The sequence below is a fragment of the Dickeya dadantii NCPPB 898 genome (assembly GCF_000406145.1).
In the GTDB taxonomy this organism is placed as follows: domain Bacteria; phylum Pseudomonadota; class Gammaproteobacteria; order Enterobacterales; family Enterobacteriaceae; genus Dickeya; species Dickeya dadantii.
The window spans coordinates 3,203,206-3,222,807 of record NZ_CM001976.1 but is presented as its reverse complement, the minus strand read 5'-3'; the positions used below and the strand labels follow the sequence as shown (position 1 = coordinate 3,222,807).

Genomic DNA, 19,602 nt, shown 5'->3' with positions numbered 1-19,602 from the left:
AGGGGCGGGGCGCCGGGTGATGAGTGGCCCCGCAGGCAGCAAGTTTTTCGTTTTCTTTAATTTAGGGACACAAAACGCCATGCTACTACCTTGGCTGATTCTTATCCCCTTTATCGGCGGCCTGCTGTGCTGGCAGCTCGAGCGTTTTGGCACTCGCGTGCCGCGCTGGATCGCGCTGATCTCCATGGGGCTGACACTGGCGCTGTCACTGCAGTTGTGGCTGCAGGGCAGCTTTTCGCTGGCGACACCGACGGGCCTGCCGCAATGGCAGTCGGAGTTCGTGCTGAACTGGGTTCCGCGTTTCGGTATCTCGATTCACCTGGCGCTGGACGGACTGTCATTGCTGATGGTGGTGCTGACCGGCCTGCTGGGCGTGCTGGCGATCCTCTGTTCCTGGCGTGAGATTCAACGCTATCAGGGCTTCTTCCATCTCAACCTGCTGTGGATTCTCGGCGGTGTGATTGGCGTCTTCCTGGCCATCGACATGTTCCTGTTCTTCTTCTTCTGGGAAATGATGCTGGTGCCGATGTACTTCCTGATCGCACTGTGGGGACACAAAGGCTCGGATGGCAAGACCCGTATCGCGGCGGCGACCAAGTTCTTCATCTACACCCAGGCGAGCGGTCTGGTGATGTTGATCGCCATTCTGGCGCTGGTGTTCGCGCACCACAATGCCACCGGCGAATGGACCTTCGATTACTCCCGTCTGCTGAAAACGCCGATGTCCTACGGTCTGGAATATGCGTTGATGCTGGGCTTCTTCATCGCTTTCGCGGTGAAAATGCCGGTGGTGCCGTTGCATGGCTGGCTGCCGGATGCGCACAGTCAGGCGCCGACCGCAGGTTCAGTGGACCTGGCGGGGATCCTGCTGAAAACCGCGGCCTACGGTCTGCTGCGATTCAGCCTGCCGCTGTTCCCGAATGCCTCCCACGATTTTGCGCCTATCGCCATGTGGCTGGGCGTTATCGGTATCTTCTACGGCGCCTGGATGGCGTTCAAACAGACCGACATCAAACGCCTTATCGCTTACACCTCGGTGTCGCACATGGGCTTTGTGATGATTGCCATCTATTCCGGCAGTCAACTGGCTTATCAGGGCGCGGTGGTGCAGATGATTGCCCACGGTCTGTCGGCCGCCGGCCTGTTCATCATTTGCGGTCAGCTGTATGAACGCCTGCATACCCGCGATTTGCGTCAGATGGGCGGTTTGTGGGGACGTATTCGCTATTTGCCTGCGCTGTCGCTGTTTTTCGCGGTAGCCACGCTGGGGATGCCGGGGACCGGTAACTTTGTCGGCGAATTCATGATTCTGTTCGGCAGCTACCCGGTGGTGCCGGTGATTACGGTGATCTCAACCTTCGGTCTGGTGTTCGCTTCCGTTTATTCGCTGGTGATGATGCAGCGCGCTTTCTACGGCGCCGCTAAATCGGACGCGCCGCTGCAGGGGATGACCGCGCGCGAACTGTCGCTCATTCTGCTGCTGGTGGTGTTGCTGGTGCTGCTGGGCGTTTATCCGCAGCCAATCCTGGATACATCCAGCGCGGCGATGGCCAATATCCAGCAATGGTTTACGTCATCGGTTCAGGGTTCAACAATTTCAACGACAGGGCTGTAATTCGCCATGACAATAACTCCTCAACAACTGATCGCGATATCGCCACTGTTAATCGTCGGATTGACAGTCGTGGTTGTGATGCTGTGCATTGCGTGGCGACGCAACCATTTTGTCAACGCTACGCTGACGGTCATCGGCCTGAACATCGCGTTGTTATCGCTGTATCTGGTCGGCCAGGTTGGGCCGACCGATGTCACCCCGCTGATCCGGGTGGACGGATTCTCGATGTTCTACACCGGCCTGGTGCTGGCGGCGAGCCTGGCGACCAGTACTTTCGCCTACCCGTGGCTGGAAGGCTATCCGGACAATAAAGACGAGTTCTATCTGCTGGTGCTGATTGCCGCGCTGGGCGGCATTCTGCTGGCGAGCGCCAACCATCTGGCGGCGTTCTTTATCGGCATCGAACTGATTTCCCTGCCGCTGTTCGGTATGGTGGGCTATGCCTTCCGTCAGAAGCGTTCGCTGGAAGCAGCCATCAAATACATGCTGCTGTCCGCCGCCGCGTCCTCGTTCCTGCTGTTCGGCATGGCGCTGGTGTATGCCGATTCCGGTAGCCTGAGCTTCGCCAGTCTCGGCAAAAGCCTGAATGACCACCAGTTGCATGCGCCGTTGTTGCTGGTCGGCCTGGGTATGATGCTGGTCGGGCTGGGCTTCAAGCTGTCGCTGGTGCCGTTCCATCTGTGGACGCCGGACGTGTATCAGGGGGCGCCGGCGCCGGTTTCCACCTTCCTGGCGACCGCCAGCAAGATCGCCATCTTCGGTGCTATGATGCGTTTGTTCCTGTACGCACCGCTGGTGGACGCTGAATCGGTGCGCACCACGCTGGGCGTGATCGCTTTCGCGTCGATCCTGTTCGGTAACCTGATGGCGGTGGCGCAAAGCAACATCAAGCGTCTGCTGGGGTACTCGTCCATCGCGCATCTGGGTTACCTGCTGGTGGCGCTGATTGCGGTGCAGACTCAGCAACTGGCGCTGGAAACCATCGGCGTGTATCTGGCCGGTTACCTGTTCAGCAGCCTGGGCGCGTTTGGTGTCGTAAGCCTGATGTCCAGCCCGTATCGGGGTCCGGATGCGGATTCGCTGTTCTCTTACCGCGGTCTGTTCTGGCATAAGCCGATCCTGTCCGCAGTGATGACGGTGATGATGCTGTCGCTGGCGGGTATTCCGATGACGCTGGGCTTCTTCGGCAAATTCTACGTGCTGGCGGTAGGCGTGAATGCGCACCTGTGGTGGCTGAGTGCGGCAGTGGTGGTAGGCAGCGCCATCGGTCTGTATTACTACCTGCGTGTCTTGATAAGTTTGTACCTGAGCGCGCCGCAAACCCTGAACCGTGATACGCCGAATAACTGGGCATTGACCGCCGGCGGTGTTGTGGTACTGATTTCGTCCGTGTTGGTGTTGCTGCTGGGCCTCTATCCGCAGCCGCTGATTTCGCTGGTGCAACTGGCGCAGCCACTGATGTAATCCCTCTCTTGGCATACTGAAAGCCGCGAATTATCGCGGCTTTTTTGCTATTACTGTTTGTTCGCTTTCACCTCCGCGATTCTGTTTCCAAATCATGCATCTGGTTCTTAATTCCTCTGCTTTTTAATCGCTTATCGGATATCTATTTTTACAGAAAAATATCGATACAGTGTCCTGGATGGGTTTAGGAAAATATCTGATTGCCCATAATGAACGCGTTATTTACCTTCCCCCAGACGTTTCCAGTCAGGAAATAATGACAAGATCTTTTTTTATTTACAGTCCTTCAGCGATAAGTTGGCGAAATAAAGAGGGTTTGTCATTTTATTTAATAAATTCAATGAATAATGAAATGGGTTAGGTCAAAGGGGATGGTGAAATGGCAACATATGACAAGGTTGGATACAGAGTGACATGTCGGGATATTTTTATTTTCCTGCTGACATTGGTGGTATTTGATAGCCATGCCGATGGCCCATCGGCAGAAAATGAGAAGACGCTGGATGAAAATAAAGAAGCTGCTTTTCTATTTGAAAATCCGCCGCATTTGCAGCGACTGACCAGGTCGCTATTGCAGAATCATTTTAGTGGGGTGCAGGAGGGAAACAGAGAAAAATATTATGAATTGGATGTCGGGTATGTGGATGGGAAAATTTATGATCCGTCGCAAAACCGTTTCCAGAAGGTGCATTTACGGGGATACACCGGCAGTACGGACAGGCAGCCGGTTATCGGGGCGCCGTTTGTGGCGCCGCAGATTGATGTCATGCCCGGCGATACGGTGCGTATCCTGCTTAAGAACAATTTGCCGGTAGATAGCAGTTGTCAGCCGCATCAGATGGAGAACGGGAAGATGTCGATGCCGACTCATACCGGCATGGCACAACCAGCGGCGGACGATTCGAGATCGTCATCGAAACTGTTTGATCCGCCTCACTGCTTTAATGGTACCAACCTGCATGCCCACGGCGCCTGGATCAGCCCGGCAGGCAACAGCGACAATGTGCTGCTGTCGGTGAATCCGGGCAACAGCTTTGAATACCAGTACAACTTCTCGCAGGATATTCCGGCCGGCACGCTTTGGTATCACACACACCGGCATGGCTCTACCGCGTTGCAGGTTTCCAGCGGCATGGCGGGAGCGCTGATCATTCACGGTGACCGCAAACCTACCGCATCGTCGAATGGCGATCTGGATACACTGCTGATTGACCCCGATACTCAGAAGCCGTTCCCTGAGCACACCGTATTGTTCCAGCAGATCCAGTACGCTTGTTTAGGAAAGGACGGGAAGCTGAAGCGGGATAAGCAGGGCAATATCAACTGGGAGTGCCGCCCGAATGAGACCGGCGTGATTGAAAGTTACGATCAGTTTGGCCCCGGCACCTGGCAGGCGTCCGGCCGCTGGACCAGCATCAACGGCGTGGTGCTGCCTACCTTTAAAGCCACCGCCGGGCAGGTAGAGCGCTGGCGGCTGATTCACGCCGGGGTGCGGGAAACCATCAATCTGGAATTCCGTAAGATAAAAGCGGGTCAGAGTCTTAACGAATTGCATCGCAAGGCGTATCTGGGCAATTTACGCCGTCAGGACGTGGGTGCGCTGATTAACGAACTCTGTTCTGGTGAAAAAGTGCCTTTCCAGGTGGTCGCCGCTGATGGACTAACCATGTCCCATTCGCTGACGGCGGATAAGGTAACGTTACAGCCGGGGTACCGCTATGATTTGCTGGCGATGTTTCCGCAAGCGGGCGGTTATTGCATGATCCAGCCATCCCAGTCTATGACCGGCAGTATTACCGGTAACGCTCAGGGCAACAGTTTGCTGGGGTTTGTTTCCGTATCCGGGACGGACAATATTGCGGTGCAGGATTTTGTGCCGGCCTTACGACGGAAGCTGACCTATTCGGCGCAAAAGCTGATGCCGGAGGAGGTTCGGCAGGAGATCATTCATGACCTGAATCGTGATGATAACCAGATCTATCTCACCCGGTTCGCTCCGCATACAAGGGATGTGAGTGATGAAGAGATTGCCGGTCAGCCAAAACAGAAAATCGTCTTTTTTGCCGGAGGCACACAGCCGAATAAAGCAAACATCTTCGCCATTGGTCACGATTTTGGCGTCGAAAAAGTTAACGGTGTGTGGTTACCGAAACAGATAAAGGCTTATGATCCTAACCGCATCGATATAAAGTTGCCGCTATGGGCGTCGCAAGAATGGGAACTGCGCTCGTACAGCGTCAGTCATCCATTTCATATCCATGTGAATCCGTTCCAGATTGTCGCGATTTACGACCCTCAAGGGCGTGATGTCAGCCTGCCCGGCGTCACGGAAGCCGATGGCGACAGCCAGTTTGCCGGATTGAAAGGGCAGTGGAAAGACACGATTTTCGTCAAAACCAACCTGTTGCCCGGCCAGTTGACTAGCACGCCGCAAAACTATTACCGCATTCTGCTGAGAACCCGCTATCAGCGTTATATCGGTGAATTCGTATTGCATTGCCACATTCTGGACCATGAGGATAAGGGAATGATGCAAAATGTCGAGATTGTGCTGCCGCAAACGCAGAGGAACCAAACCGCGCCAGCGAAGTGACCAGAAATCAGATACAGGGATGGAGAAAACTGCGGGATATTGCCGGAAGGGGCTGAAAAAACTAAAGCCGCCAGGATGAGTGTGGCGGCTTTTAGTCTACGGCGCTCATGTTAAAACGGGCTGATGATGGAACCGATGCGTTCGCAGTAGCTTACGTAGATGTCGCCCAGTTTTTTGAAGAAATTGATGAATGCGTTCATGTGCTGTCTCCATTATCGTGGTTGAGGTTTTGTGTGATGTTCATCACGTTTTTGATAATAATGGATAAGGAATGCTATTTCAACTTTTTCGTGATGAAAGTCACATTATTTTGAAGGCAACGGCATTGCTGAAGGAATAACGGGCCGCTGTTCTGGCGGCCCGTTAGCGGGCGGAACCGTGTGTTATAGAGTAATATGCCCGTTAATCAAGGTGTTGCTGTGGCCGCCAATCCACGGCTGCCCGTCAATGTAGGAAATATTGACCCGACCATCCCGGTACAACATGGTGCCCTGACGTACCCGATAACCGAGCGTATGGTCCGTCTGTTCCGGCAACGGGCTATGCTGAATCACTCTGGCAATACAGGCGTTGGCGCTGCCGGTTACCGGGTCTTCCACCACCGCATCATTCATAACAAAGAAGGCCCGAACTTCATAATCGGTGGGGCTGGCGTTGTCATGCGGGCCGTAAATCACTACGCCGTCAGTCTGGCCGAGTTGCTGCAATCGTTGCAGATGCGTGGCATCCGGGCGCGCGTCCAGACAGGCGCGTGCGCTCTCCATCCTTACCGTCAGCCAGCGGATGCCTATCCGCACGTTGACGGGACGATAGTTTGGATGACGCCGATGGATCCCGATGGCGCTGTCGAGCAACGCGTCATACTGCGGGTCGAGCTCGGTCATCGTGACGTCCGGCGCGCGAAACGCGAGTTGGCCGTCATCGCCGATAGCGACCGGCACCAGCCCGACGCCGCATTGCTGGATCATCTGATGTGGTACGTGCGGCTTCAGGCCGGATTCCAGCAACGCATGCGCGGTTCCCAGCGTCGGATGCCCGGCGAATGGCAATTCTCCCGACGGGGTGAAAATACGCACCCGATAATCAGCCAGCGGATCGTCCGGCGGCAGCACAAAGGTGGTTTCCGACAAATTGGTCCAGCGGGCAATGGCCTGCATCTGTTCATCGCTGAGGCCGTCGGCGTCGAGAATGACGGCCAGCGGATTGCCTTTGGCGGGATGATGGCTGAACACATCGACCTGTTTAAAACGGCGTGGTGACGACATCTGATCTTTCCTTCTGCGATCTGGGGCAACGCTCATTATGTACGGTTAACAAGATGTTGTCGTGCCTGTCGTCAGGCGTGCTCGCACGGTGACGCCGCGACGGCGGGATATCAATTCCTTATTTGATTAAAAAACGTTCGATAATCGCCGGGATTCTGTTTCCCGCTTGTGGCATAATGCGCGCCAAATCACATTCCGAATCGAGTAAGTGCTGTGCTGGTAACCAATAATATTACGATGCAATTCGGCAGTAAGCCGTTGTTTGAAAACATTTCTGTCAAATTTGGCGGCGGTAACCGCTATGGATTGATCGGCGCTAACGGCTGCGGCAAATCCACATTTATGAAGATCCTCGGCGGCGATCTGGCGCCGAGCGCAGGCAATGTCGCCATCGACACGAATGAGCGGGTCGGTAAACTGCGCCAGGATCAGTTCGCATTTGAGCAATACAGCGTGCTGGATACGGTGATCATGGGGCACGCCGAACTGTGGGAAGTCAAAGAAGAACGCGACCGTATCTATGCGCTGAGCGAAATGAGCGAGGAAGATGGTTACCGGGTCGCGGATCTGGAAGTCAAATACGGCGAAATGGATGGTTACAGCGCGGAATCGCGCGCCGGCGAACTGCTGCTGGGCGTAGGGATTCCGATGGAGCAGCATTACGGGTTGATGAGCGAGGTGGCGCCGGGCTGGAAACTGCGTGTATTGCTGGCGCAGGCGCTGTTTTCCAATCCGGATATTCTGCTGCTGGACGAACCAACCAACAACCTGGACATTGATACCATCCGCTGGCTGGAGCAGGTGCTGAACGAGCGCAGCAGCACCATGATCATCATTTCCCATGACCGTCACTTCCTCAATATGGTTTGCACTCACATGGCGGATCTGGACTACGGCGAATTGCGTATCTACCCAGGCAACTATGACGAGTACATGACGGCGGCGACGCAGGCGCGTGAACGTCTGCTAGCCGACAACGCCAAGAAGAAGGCGCAGATCGCCGACCTGCAGTCGTTTGTCAGCCGCTTTAGCGCCAATGCCTCCAAATCGCGTCAGGCGACGTCCCGCGCCCGTCAGATAGAGAAAATCCAGCTGGAAGAAGTGAAAGCGTCCAGCCGTCAGAACCCGTTTATCCGCTTCGATCAGGACAAGAAACTGTTCCGTAACGCGCTGGAAATCGATGGGTTGACCAAAGGCTTTGATAACGGCCCGCTGTTCAGCCAACTGAAAATGCTGGTGGAAGTGGGGGAGAAAGTGGCGATTCTCGGTACGAACGGGATCGGTAAATCTACCCTGCTGAAAACGCTGGTCGGCGAACTGACGCCGGAGTCCGGTACGGTCAAATGGTCGGAAAACGTCCGTATTGGCTATTACGCGCAGGATCACGAGTACGAGTTTGACGGCGATCTCACCGTGTTTGACTGGATGAGCCAGTGGAAGCAGGAGAACGACGACGAGCAGGCGGTGCGCAGCGTGCTGGGTCGTCTGCTGTTTTCTCAGGACGATATCCGCAAGAAGGTCAAGGTACTGTCCGGAGGTGAAAAGGGACGGATGCTGTTTGGTAAGTTGATGATGGAAAAACCGAACATTCTGGTGATGGACGAACCGACCAACCACCTGGATATGGAATCCATTGAATCGCTGAACATGGCGCTGGAGCTGTATCAGGGCACGCTGCTGTTCGTGTCTCACGACCGTGAATTCGTCAGCTCGCTGGCGAACCGTATTGTGGAAATCACCCCGGGTAAAGTGATTGATTTCAGCGGCAACTACGAAGATTATCTGCGCAGCCGCGGAATCCAATAACGTTTTGCCTTTCGTAAAAAAGCAGTCGCTTGTCGGCTGCTTTTTTTATTGCCTGAAATGTTAAAAAGGCGACGGACAAGAATCAGGCGTGGCGAGAGAAAGAAATAACCTTGTATAAAAAACAACCGCAGCGTGCGCTTTTATCTTTCGTTTAGACAGAGACATTATCCCGCAATCATGATTTTGAAAGTAAAGTATCTAAAGTAACTGAATTGACTGGTGGCGGATGGCAAATGCAAGCGAATAATGGAAAAATAAAATCCGCTCAAGTAGAAAACAAATAAAACCAATTAAAATCAATATGATAATATTTTTATTATAACTGATATAAGCCGCTGTTAAATCGATTAAGCAATTATGGATCACAAAAAAATTATCCGTTTGTTACGCATTGAGATATTTTCTCATTTAATCTGACATGCCGGGCGTTTAAAAAAGAAATGTCGCGGAGATCCTCACAGAAGACGCACAAATAAAATGGTTATTCCCCGGCCGATTGATAGAGATCAAATCGGTGACGTTATTCTCCTCATTATTCTATGCCGACACGTAAATGTGTTACTTCGACCTGGTTACAGGAGAATAATAAAGAATGAATGGGGAAAATATGATGCTTTCCCATCACGGCATCAATCGCCGTGATTTTATGAAGCTATGTGCAGCACTTGCCGCCACCATGGGGTTGAAAGAGGCCGCCGCCGCAGAAATGGCCCAGTCACTGACGTCCCCCCAGCGTCCGCCGGTGATCTGGATTGGCGCGCAGGAATGTACCGGATGTACCGAATCCCTGCTGCGCGCCACCCACCCGACCATTGAAAATCTGCTGCTGAATACTATCTCGCTGGAATATCACGAAGTCCTCTCCGCCGCGTTTGGCGAGCAGGCGGAAGAAAACAAACACCGCGCTATCGAGCAGTACAAAGGCAAATACGTACTGGTGGTAGACGGCTCCATCCCGCTGAAAGATGGCGGTATTTACTGCATGGTGGCCGGCAAGCCGATTGTCGAACATATCCGCGCTGCCGCCGAGCATGCCGCGGCGATCGTCGCCATCGGTTCCTGCTCCGCCTGGGGCGGGGTGCCGGCCAGCGGTTCCAACCCGACCGGCGCCGCCAGCTTGCAGGCGGTGTTGCCGGGCAAAACCGTTATCAATATTCCCGGTTGCCCGCCCAATCCGCACAACTTCCTGGCGACCGTGGCGCACATCATCACCTATCAGCGCGCGCCGGCGCTCGACAGCCAGAACCGTCCTACCTTCGCCTATGCCCGACTGATCCACGAAAACTGCGAGCGTCGCCCGCATTTCGACGCCGGCCGCTTCGCCAAAGAGTTCGGCGACGAAGGGCACCGTCAGGGGTGGTGCCTCTACCATCTGGGTTGCAAGGGGCCGGAAACCTACGGCAACTGCCCGACGCTGGAATTCTGCGACGTGGGTGGTGGTATCTGGCCGGTGGGGATTGGTCATCCGTGCTATGGCTGTAACGAGGAGGGCATCGGGTTTACCAAGGGTATTTTCCAACTGGCCAACGTGGAAAACCCGACGCCGCGGGTCGAGAAACCGTCGGTCACCAGCCCGGAAGGCGGCAACAGTTCCGCCACGGCCACCGGGCTTATCGGCGGCGTGCTGGGGGCGGTGGCGGGCGTCAGCCTGATGGCGGTGCGTGAACTGGGTCGCCAGCAAAAACAGCAGGACGCCGGCAACGCATCCCGGGAGGGTTAAGCCGTGAACAGACGCAATTTTTTCAAGCTGGCTTCCGCCGGGGCGCTGTTGGCGGGCACGCCGCTGGCGACTGAAGCGGCGGCCACCAACCGGCCGCCCATTCCCGGCTCGCTCGGCATGCTGTACGACTCCACGCTGTGCGTGGGCTGTCAGGCGTGCGTGAGCAAATGCCAGCAGGTCAATAAGCTGGATTACAAGCCGGACAGCACCGTCTATGCCGGCGGCGCGGCGACCTGGTCCAACAACGACAAGCTTAGCCCGTACACCAACAACATCATTCAGGTGTGGCGCAGCGGCGACGGCAAAAACAAGGATCAGACGCAAAACGGCTATGCCTACATCAAGAAACAGTGCATGCACTGCGTCGATCCTAACTGCGTATCGGTGTGCCCGGTGTCGGCGCTGAAGAAAGACCCAAAAACCGGCGTGGTGCATTACGACGCCAGCGTCTGTACCGGCTGCCGTTACTGCATGGTGGCCTGTCCGTTCAATGTGCCGAAGTACGACTATGAAAACCCGCTCGGCAAACTGCACAAATGCGAGCTGTGTAATCAGCCTGAACTGGCGCGGCTCGACAAAGGCGGCATGCCGGGATGCGTGGAAGTGTGTCCGACCGGGGCGGTGATTTACGGCACCCGCGAGCAACTGCTGGAAGAAGCGAAACGCCGGCTGGCGCTCAAGCCGGGCGACGAATACGCCTATCCACGTCAAACGCTGGATCGTAAGGACAGCTACCTGCACACCGTGCCGAGCTATGAACGCTATGTCTATGGCGAGAAAGAAGCGGGCGGCACGCAGGTGCTGGTGCTGGCCGGGGTGCCGTACCAGAACCTGGAGATGCCGGCGCTGGATCCGCTCTCCACCGGCGCGCGTTCGGAGCACATCCAACACACGTTGTACAAGGGGATGGTGCTGCCGCTGGCGGTGCTGGCCGGGTTGTCGGTGCTGGTGCATCGCAATACCCGCGCCGAGCGGGAAGAGACGCACGACTCACAGGAGAAACCTCATGACGGCGCATAAAGCAAGTCCGTTGGGCGGGCGGCTGGTGAGCTGGCCGGTGATGCTGCTGGCTCCGCTGGTGGCGATTTGCGCGATCCTGATCGTGAAACGCCTGTTGCTGGGGATCGGCTCGGTAGCGGATCTGAACGGCGGTTACCCGTGGGGGATCTGGATCGCTTTCGACCTGCTGGTCGGCACCGGTTTCGCCTGCGGCGGCTGGGCGCTGGCCTGGGCGGTGTACGTGTTCAACCGCGGCGAATACCACCCGCTGGTACGCCCGGCGCTGCTCGCCAGTCTGTTCGGCTATTCGCTGGGCGGGTTGTCGATCACCATTGACGTCGGGCGCTACTGGAACCTGCCGTACTTCTACATTCCCGGCTACTTCAACACCAACTCGGTGCTGTTTGAAACCGCGGTGTGCATGACCATCTACATCGGGGTGATGGCGCTGGAGTTCGCGCCGGTGGTGCTGGAACGCTTCGGCTGGCATGTGTCGCTGAAACGGCTCAACAAGGTGATGTTTTTCATCATTGCGCTGGGTGCGCTGCTGCCCACCATGCACCAGTCGTCGATGGGGTCGCTGATGATCGCCGCCGGCTACAAGGTGCATCCGCTGTGGCAGAGCTATGAACTGCTGCCGCTGCTGTCGCTGCTGACCGCGTTCATCATGGGCTTTTCAATCGTGATTTTCGAAGGCTCGATGGTGCAGGCCGGGCTGAAAGGGCGCGGGCCGGACGAACAGGCGCTGTTTCGCAAGCTGACCGGACTGGCCCATGTGCTGGTGCTGCTGTTTGTGGTACTGCGTTTCGGCGAGATCGTCTGGCACCAGAAAACCGCGTTGCTGTTCGCCGGCGACCGGTTCTCGGTCATGTTCTGGTGTGAAGCCGGCCTGATGCTGCTGCCGCTGGTGTTGCTGCGGCTGAAGCGCTGCCGTCAGGATGCCCGCTGGCTGTTCGTCAGCGCGCTCAGCATGCTGTTCGGCGCGGCGTTGTGGCGACTGAGCTACTCGCTGCTGGCGTTCAATCCGGGCAACGGCTACCAGTACTTCCCCAAAGCGCAGGAGATCCTGATTTCCATTGGCTTCGTCGCCATTGAGGTCTGCGCCTACATCTTGTTAATCCGCCTGCTGCCGGTACTGCCCGCGCTGAAAGGCGAACATACGCATCATCAGGCTGAGGTAAAGCATGAGCCAACGCATCACCATTGATCCCATTACCCGTATCGAAGGGCATCTGCGCATTGATTGCGAAATTGAAAACGGCAAGGTCACCAAAGCCTGGTCATCCGGCACCATGTGGCGCGGCATGGAAGAGATCGTCAAAGGGCGCGACCCGCGCGATGCCTGGATGATCGTGCAGCGTATCTGCGGTGTTTGCACCACGGTGCACGCCATCGCCTCGGTGCGCGCGGTGGAAAACGCGCTCGGCCTGAACGTGCCGGTCAACGCCCAGTACATCCGCAACCTGATCCTGGCGGCGCACAGCATCCACGACCATATCGTGCACTTTTATCAGCTGTCGGCGCTCGACTGGGTGGATGTGACCTCGGCGCTGAAAGCCGATCCGCAGAAAGCGGCGGCGCTGCTCAAAGGGCTGTCCGACTGGCCGCTGAATACCGCCGCCGAGTTCACCAAGGTACAGCAGAAACTGAAGGATTTGGTCGCCAGCGGTCAGTTGGGTATTTTCGCCAACGGCTACTGGGGCCACCCGGCGATGTCGCTGCCGCCGGAAGTGAACCTGATTGCCGTCGCCCACTATTTGCAGGCGCTGGAGTGCCAGCGCGACGCCAACCGCATCGTGGCGATTCTGGGCGGTAAGTCGCCGCACATCCAGAATCTGGCGGTCGGCGGCGTGGCTAACCCGATCAATCTGGACGCGCCGAGCGTGCTCAATCTGGAACGGTTGATGTACGTGAAAAGTTTCATCGACCGGCTGGGCGATTTTATCGAGCAGGTCTACAAGGTGGATTGCGCGGTGATCGCCGCCCACTACCCGCAGTGGCTGACGCTGGGGCGCGGCGCCGATCACTACCTGAGCGTGCCGGAGCTGCCGACCGACAACAAAAACGGCAGCTTCCTGCTGGCGGGCGGATATATCGAAAACAGCGATCTGTCGCGCTACCGGCCGATCACCAGCCACAGCGATAAGTTCCTGATCGACGGTATCCGCGAGAGCGGCAAACATGCCTGGTATCAGGACGATCAGTCGCTGGCGCCGTGGGAAGGGCTGACCCGGCCGAACTACACCGGCTGGCATGAAGACGGCAAGTACTCGTGGGTGAAATCGCCGACGTTCTACGGCAAAACCGTGGAAGTGGGGCCGTTGGCCTGGCTGCTGTGCGGGCTGGCTGCGAAGCATAAAGACACGCTGGCCCACTTCGAGCAGGTAAAAGCCGCTTATAAGACGCTCAGCGGTCACCAACTGGAAGAGAAACACCTGCACTCCACGCTGGGCCGGGTAATTGGCCGCACCGTGCACTGCTGCGTACTGAAAGACACGCTGGCTCAGCAGTGGCAGGCGCTGGTCGACAACATCGGCAAAGGCGATCACCAGACCTTCATCAAGCCGGACTTTTCACCCGACACCGAATTCCACGGCGTGGGCTTCGGCGAGATGCCGCGCGGCATGCTGTCGCACTGGATCGTGTTCAAAAACGGCAAGATCACCAACTATCAGGCGGTGGTGCCGTCCACCTGGACCTCCTGTCCGCGTAACGGCGACGACAAGCCTGGCCCGTACGAGCAGTCGCTGGTGGGCACGCCGGTGGCGGACCCGCACAAGCCGCTGGAAGTGGTGCGCACCATCCACTCCTTCGACCCGTGCATGTCCTGTGCGGTGCATGTGGTGGATACCGTCAATGGCAATGAAGTCACCCGGGTGAAGGTGCTGTGATGAACATACTGGTGCTGGGGATCGGCAATATTCTTCTGAGTGACGAAGGGGTTGGGGTACGGCTGGTGGAACGGCTGGAACAGCGGTTCGACTGCACGCCCGCCATTGAGGTAGTGGACGGCGGTACCTGCGGCATGGAGCTGATGGAGTGCATGGCCGGGCGCGATCATCTGATCGTGGCCGACGCGGTGCTGACCGGTCAGACGCCGGGCAGTGTGACGGTGCTGCGCGACCGCGAGGTGCCGGCGTTGTTTACCCGCAAAATCTCCCCGCACCAGTTGGGGCTGGCCGATGTGCTGATGGCGTTGCAGCTAACCGGCGAATTTCCCCGCCAGCTAACGCTGGTGGGGGTGGAGCCGGAAGCGCTCGATTCCGGCATCGGCCTGTCCGATACCGTTACCCGCGCGCTGGAACCGGCGTTGCGGCATATCATCGCCGCGCTACGTCAGAGCGGCGTCGCGGTGACGGAGAAAACCGCGCAGGAGGTGTGTGGTGAGTGACATTTTTCCCGCTTCGCCATACGACGGCAGCCATAATCCGCCCGCAATACCCGGTGAGCGCAAAGAATCGGCGTGGATAGAGGGGCATGATCAGAGTCCGGTGGCCTGGCTGGAAGCCGAGTTCAGCCGTATCGCGCAAGAGCGCATGCGGCTGTTGCCGTTTTACCGCAATGGCATTCCGGTACGGGCCTGTGGATTTACCCTGTTTGAACAGCAGTGGTTCGGCTGCCTGCTGACGCCGTGGATGCTCAGTCTGTTGGTATTGCCGGGGCCGGGGCAGCAGTGGCCCCGACGTGACCTTGCTACCCGGTTGGCGCTGGACCTGCCCTGCGGCAGCGTAAAGTTTGTGGTGAGCGAAAGTGACGACGGGCAGCAGTATCTGTCTTGCTCATTGATGTCGCCGTTGGACCCGGCGCTCGACGCCGGACAGGCGCTGCAACTGGCGCAGCAAAGCGCGCGCATGGCGCTGTCGTTGCCGGTGCGCGACACCGACGCGCCCGAAAATCTCGGCCGCCGCGCGCTGTTCAGCCGTTACCGGAGTCAGCGGGATGCATGAAATTTCCATGTGCTACAACGCGCTGGAGTTGATTGAGCAGCAGGCGCACCAGCACGGCGCCCGGCGGGTGACCGGCGTCTGGCTGGAAATCGGCGCGCTGTCCTGCATTGAAGAGAACGCGTTGCGGTTTTGTTTCGAGTCGGTCTGCCGGCAGACGCTGGCGGAAGGCTGTCAGTTGCACCTGTCGGTGCGACCGGCGCAGGCCTGGTGCTGGGAGTGTAGCCAGCCGGTGGAAGTGGCCGACCACGACAGCGGCTGTCCGCATTGCGGCAGCCATAGTCTGCGCGTCGAGAGCGGCGACAGCCTGCAACTGAAGCAACTGGCGATTGAATAGCGCGCCGCTTTCCGTCGGCGTGCAATCAGGAAAAAACGGTCTGGTTGACCGGAGGAGTCGTATCAATGTGTACCACATGCGGTTGTGGTGAGGGAGAACGCCGGATAGAGGGCGATGAGCCGGCTCATTCGCACGACCATCCCCATGCTCACGACCACCACCACGAACATAGCCACAGTCATGATCATGTCCATTCACACCCTCACCATCATGCGCATCAGCATGAACACCATCACGATGGACATCACCATGAACATGATCATCATCACCATGAGCATGATGACGCGCCGGCCGCGCCCGGCGTGATCATTCATCATCACCATTACTATTATCATCACGGCGATGTGCATCATCATTACCACGGCGTGGCCCGCCCGCAGGCACCGCGTCACGCGCATGATCATCATGCTCATGAACATCATGACCACGCGGATCATCACCACACACACGATCATGTCCGGCCGGAAGAACGCTTTCAGCCGGTGGAACAGGATCAGCATTTGCATTACGGGCAAGGCGCGGCGGGCACTCACGCGCCGGGGATCGGTCAGCAGCGCCTGTTGCAAATCGAAATGGATGTGCTGAGCAAAAACAACCAACTGGCGGCGCACAACCGCGAGCATTTCGACGCCGATCGGATTCTGGCGCTGAATTTGGTGTCCAGCCCCGGCTCCGGCAAAACCACCTTATTGACCAGTACGTTGCACCTGCTGCGCGAACGTGTGCCGTGCGCGGTGATCGAGGGCGACCAGCAAACCACCAACGATGCCGAACGCATTCGCGCCACCGGGGTTCCGGCGATTCAGGTCAACACCGGCAAAGGCTGCCATCTGGATGCGCAGATGGTGCATGACGCCATGCACCGGCTGCAACTGCCGGCACACAGCCTGCTGTTTATCGAAAACGTCGGCAATCTGGTGTGTCCGGCCGGTTTCGATCTGGGCGAGCGCCACAAGGTCGCGGTGCTGTCGGTGACCGAGGGGGAAGACAAGCCGCTCAAGTATCCGCATATGTTCGCCGCCGCCTCGCTGATGATCATCAACAAGATCGACCTGCTGCCGTACCTGGATTTTGATTTGGAAGCCTGCGTCGCCAACGCGCGCCGCGTCAACCCGCAAATCGAGGTGATTGCGCTGTCCGCCCGCACCGGTGAGGGGATGGAAGCCTGGCTGGCGTGGCTGGAAGCGCAGTCGCTGGGTGCCGAACTGGCGCCGACGCCATCACAACCGTCGCTGTTATCAGGAGCCTAATCATGTGTCTGGGCGTTCCCGGAAAAGTGGTGGCCGTCGGGCCGGATCTGCATTACCCGGCGCGGGTGGATGTCTGCGGCGTGCAGCGCGAGGTGAATATCGCGCTGGTATGCGAAGGCGACCCGGCGGAACTGGTGGGGCAGTGGGTGCTGGTGCACGTCGGTTTCGCCATGAGCCTGCTGGACGAGCAGGAAGCGCAGGAGACGCTGGCGGCGCTGCAATCCATGCAGGCGGTCGGGCTGGAGCTGGATGAAGTCAGGCAAACCGGAGCCATTTATGCAGTACGTTGATGAATTTCGCGACCCTGAGCTGGCGAAGGCGCTGTTGCAGCGCATTCAGGCGCTGGTTGACGACATGCCGCAGTGGAAGACGCGGCCGCTGCAACTGATGGAAGTGTGCGGCGGGCATACCCACGCTATTTTCAAGTTCGGCATCGACCGGCTGTTGCCGCCGGAGATCGAGTTTGTTCACGGGCCGGGTTGCCCGGTGTGCGTGCTGCCGATGGGGCGGATCGACGCCTGTCTGGAGATCGCCGCCCGTCCGGAAGTGATTTTCTGTACCTTTGGCGACGCCATGCGGGTGCCGGGTCGCAACGGGTCGTTGCAGGATGCTCGTCGTCACGGCGCCGATGTGCGGGTGGTCTACTCGCCGCTGGATGCGCTGGCGCTGGCGGAGCAATTTCCTGACCGGCAGGTGGTGTTTTTCGGGCTGGGGTTCGAAACCACCATGCCGAGCACCGCGCTGACCCTGCAACAGGCCAAACGCCGCGGCATCAAAAATTTCTCCCTGTTTTGCCAGCACATCACCATTATCCCCACGCTGAAAAGCCTGCTGGAGCAACCGGACTTGCGCATCGACGGTTTTCTGGCGCCGGGGCACGTCAGCATGGTGATTGGCGCCTATCCCTACCAGCCGCTGTGCGAGCAGTTCCACAAGCCGTTTGTGGTCACCGGTTTCGAACCGCTGGATATCCTGCAGGCGCTGTTGATGTTGGTGCAGCAATTGCACGACGCGCGCTGCGAGGTGGAAAACCAGTACCGCCGCATCGTGCCGGACAGCGGTAATACGCTGGCGCAGCAGGCGATGGCGGAGGTGTTCGAACCCAAAGCCAGCAGCGAGTGGCGCGGGCTGGGGGAAATCGCCGATTCCGGCATGCAACTGCGGGCGAAATACGCTGAATTCGACGCCGAGCGCCGCTTCAAGCCGCAACAGCAGCGGGTGGCGGACGAACCGTTGTCGCGCTGCGGCGAGGTGCTTACCGGGCGTTGTAAACCGGGCGATTGCCCACTGTTCGGCCAGCGTTGTACGCCGCAGAACGCCATCGGCGCGCTGATGGTGTCGTCAGAAGGCGCTTGCGCCGCTTATTACCAGTATCGACGGGAGTGTGCCTGATGAGTAACAGCCTATTGCCGAAAGAGATTACCCTGGCGCACGGCAGCGGCGGGCAGGCGATGCAACAGCTGATCGAAGGGCTGTTTTTGCAGGCGTTTGACAACCCGTTGCTGGCGGAGCGTGAAGATCAGGCGCGTTTGCCGCTGGCGGCGCTGAGCGAGCAGGGCGACCGGCTGGCGTTTACCACCGACAGCTACGTCATCGACCCGATCGAGTTTCCCGGCGGCGACATCGGCAAACTGGCGGTATGCGGTACGGTCAACGATCTGGCGGTGAGCGGGGCGCTGCCGCGTTACCTCTCTTGTGGATTGATTCTGGAAGAGGGGCTGGCAGGGGAAACGCTATTGCGTATTGTGAACTCGATGGCGCAGACCGTCCGCGACGCCGGGATCCAGATCGTCACCGGCGACACCAAGGTAGTGCCGAGCGGTGCGGCGGACAAGATTTTCATCAATACCGCCGGCATCGGCGTGATTCCGCACGCTGTGCATTGGGGCACCGGTGAGATTCGTCCCGGCGATCGCCTTATCGTCAGCGGTACGCTGGGGGATCATGGCGCCACCATCCTGAACCTGCGTGAGAAACTGGGGCTGGAAGCGGAGCTGACCAGCGATTGCGCGGTGCTGGCACCGCTTATCGCGCCGCTACGCCAGATTGACGGGGTGCGCGCGTTGCGCGACGCCACCCGCGGCGGGGTGACGGCGATCCTGCATGAATTCGCCCAGGCCAGCGGCTACGGTATGGAGGTGCAGGAGAGCGCCTTGCCGGTCAAACCGGCGGTGCGCGGCATCTGTGAACTGCTGGGGCTGGAAGCGCTGAACTTCGCCAACGAAGGCAAGCTGGTGTTGGCGGTATCGCCACAGGCGGAAAGCCGGGTATTGGATGCGTTACAGTCTCATCCGCTGGGGCGCGACGCGGCGGTCATCGGCAGCGTCACCGACAAAAAGCAGGTACGCCTGTGCGGGGTGTTCGGCACCTCCCGCCTGCTGGATTTACCCCACAGCGAACCCATGCCGAGGATTTGCTGATTATTAGATGAGTAGTGATTATCACGGTCTAATAACTAATCCAGTACGTATAGGATGACATTTTTCCGGCGTCAAAAACTGTGCTGAGGTGGACGGCTTCGCCGGGTGAGCCGCATGGATGATGAAATGGACGCTCCAACTTGACGGCATCGAATGTGCCAAACTGAGAGCATCACACTTCAGTTAAAG

16 protein-coding genes are annotated in these 19,602 nt (G+C 57.9%); 15 read left to right on the top strand and 1 reads right to left on the bottom strand.

Translation table 11 applies throughout. The annotated features are described in order from the left end of the window. Positions 1–79: 79 nt before the first annotated feature. The 3 genes from nuoM to DDA898_RS14470 all read left to right on the top strand — a co-directional run bounded on the left by nuoM (position 80) and on the right by DDA898_RS14470 (position 5,672). Positions 80–1,615, top strand: coding sequence for an NADH-quinone oxidoreductase subunit M (gene nuoM, locus DDA898_RS14480; protein WP_038911547.1), 1,536 nt, complete (start codon positions 80–82; stop codon positions 1,613–1,615). Between the two features lie 6 nt (positions 1,616–1,621). Then, complete coding sequence (gene nuoN / locus DDA898_RS14475) at positions 1,622–3,079, top strand: NADH-quinone oxidoreductase subunit NuoN (protein ID WP_038911546.1); 1,458 nt, start codon at positions 1,622–1,624, stop codon at positions 3,077–3,079. 409 nt (positions 3,080–3,488) lie between these two features. Beyond that, complete coding sequence (locus tag DDA898_RS14470; RefSeq protein WP_081639253.1) at positions 3,489–5,672, top strand: multicopper oxidase family protein; 2,184 nt, start codon at positions 3,489–3,491, stop codon at positions 5,670–5,672. A gap of 383 nt (positions 5,673–6,055) precedes the next feature. On the opposite strand, the gene DDA898_RS14465 is transcribed toward DDA898_RS14470, so the two are convergent. Beyond that, positions 6,056–6,937, bottom strand: coding sequence for a PhzF family phenazine biosynthesis protein (locus tag DDA898_RS14465; RefSeq protein WP_038911544.1), 882 nt, complete (start codon positions 6,935–6,937; stop codon positions 6,056–6,058). Between the two features lie 213 nt (positions 6,938–7,150). Between DDA898_RS14465 and DDA898_RS14460 the strand changes: the two genes are divergently transcribed. The 12 genes from DDA898_RS14460 to hypE all read left to right on the top strand — a co-directional run bounded on the left by DDA898_RS14460 (position 7,151) and on the right by hypE (position 19,413). Further along, a complete protein-coding gene (locus DDA898_RS14460) occupies positions 7,151–8,743 on the top strand; it encodes an ABC-F family ATPase (RefSeq protein ID WP_038901610.1) in 1,593 nt (530 codons plus the stop codon). 592 nt (positions 8,744–9,335) lie between these two features. Beyond that, complete coding sequence (gene hybO / locus DDA898_RS14455) at positions 9,336–10,463, top strand: hydrogenase 2 small subunit (RefSeq protein ID WP_038901609.1); 1,128 nt, start codon at positions 9,336–9,338, stop codon at positions 10,461–10,463. Positions 10,464–10,466: 3 nt separating this feature from the next. Beyond that, complete coding sequence (hybA, locus tag DDA898_RS14450) at positions 10,467–11,483, top strand: hydrogenase 2 operon protein HybA (protein WP_038911543.1); 1,017 nt, start codon at positions 10,467–10,469, stop codon at positions 11,481–11,483. Then, complete coding sequence (hybB, locus tag DDA898_RS14445) at positions 11,470–12,669, top strand: Ni/Fe-hydrogenase cytochrome b subunit (RefSeq protein WP_013318690.1); 1,200 nt, start codon at positions 11,470–11,472, stop codon at positions 12,667–12,669. The genes hybA and hybB overlap by 14 nt, the downstream gene beginning before the upstream one ends. Then, entirely contained in the window at positions 12,647–14,353 is a 1,707-nt protein-coding gene (hybC, locus tag DDA898_RS14440; RefSeq protein WP_038901607.1) for a hydrogenase 2 large subunit, read from the top strand. Before hybB ends, hybC begins: the two co-directional genes overlap by 23 nt. Continuing rightward, positions 14,353–14,853, top strand: coding sequence for a HyaD/HybD family hydrogenase maturation endopeptidase (locus DDA898_RS14435; protein WP_038901606.1), 501 nt, complete (start codon positions 14,353–14,355; stop codon positions 14,851–14,853). Before hybC ends, DDA898_RS14435 begins: the two co-directional genes overlap by 1 nt. Positions 14,854–14,899: 46 nt before the next feature. After that, the gene (gene hybE, locus DDA898_RS14430; RefSeq protein WP_050570338.1) at positions 14,900–15,409 is read left to right on the top strand and encodes a hydrogenase-2 assembly chaperone; all 510 of its coding nucleotides are present in this window, start codon (positions 14,900–14,902) and stop codon (positions 15,407–15,409) included. Next, a complete protein-coding gene (gene hypA, locus DDA898_RS14425; protein WP_038911542.1) occupies positions 15,402–15,743 on the top strand; it encodes a hydrogenase maturation nickel metallochaperone HypA in 342 nt (113 codons plus the stop codon). The genes hybE and hypA overlap by 8 nt, the downstream gene beginning before the upstream one ends. Positions 15,744–15,808: 65 nt before the next feature. Further along, positions 15,809–16,993, top strand: coding sequence for a hydrogenase nickel incorporation protein HypB (hypB, locus tag DDA898_RS14420; RefSeq protein WP_050570271.1), 1,185 nt, complete (start codon positions 15,809–15,811; stop codon positions 16,991–16,993). Between the two features lie 2 nt (positions 16,994–16,995). Then, entirely contained in the window at positions 16,996–17,283 is a 288-nt protein-coding gene (gene hybG / locus DDA898_RS14415) for a hydrogenase maturation factor HybG (RefSeq protein ID WP_013318684.1), read from the top strand. Continuing rightward, complete coding sequence (gene hypD / locus DDA898_RS14410) at positions 17,270–18,385, top strand: hydrogenase formation protein HypD (protein ID WP_038911541.1); 1,116 nt, start codon at positions 17,270–17,272, stop codon at positions 18,383–18,385. Before hybG ends, hypD begins: the two co-directional genes overlap by 14 nt. After that, the gene (gene hypE / locus DDA898_RS14405) at positions 18,385–19,413 is read left to right on the top strand and encodes a hydrogenase expression/formation protein HypE (RefSeq protein ID WP_038911540.1); all 1,029 of its coding nucleotides are present in this window, start codon (positions 18,385–18,387) and stop codon (positions 19,411–19,413) included. Before hypD ends, hypE begins: the two co-directional genes overlap by 1 nt. Positions 19,414–19,602 lie beyond the last annotated feature (189 nt).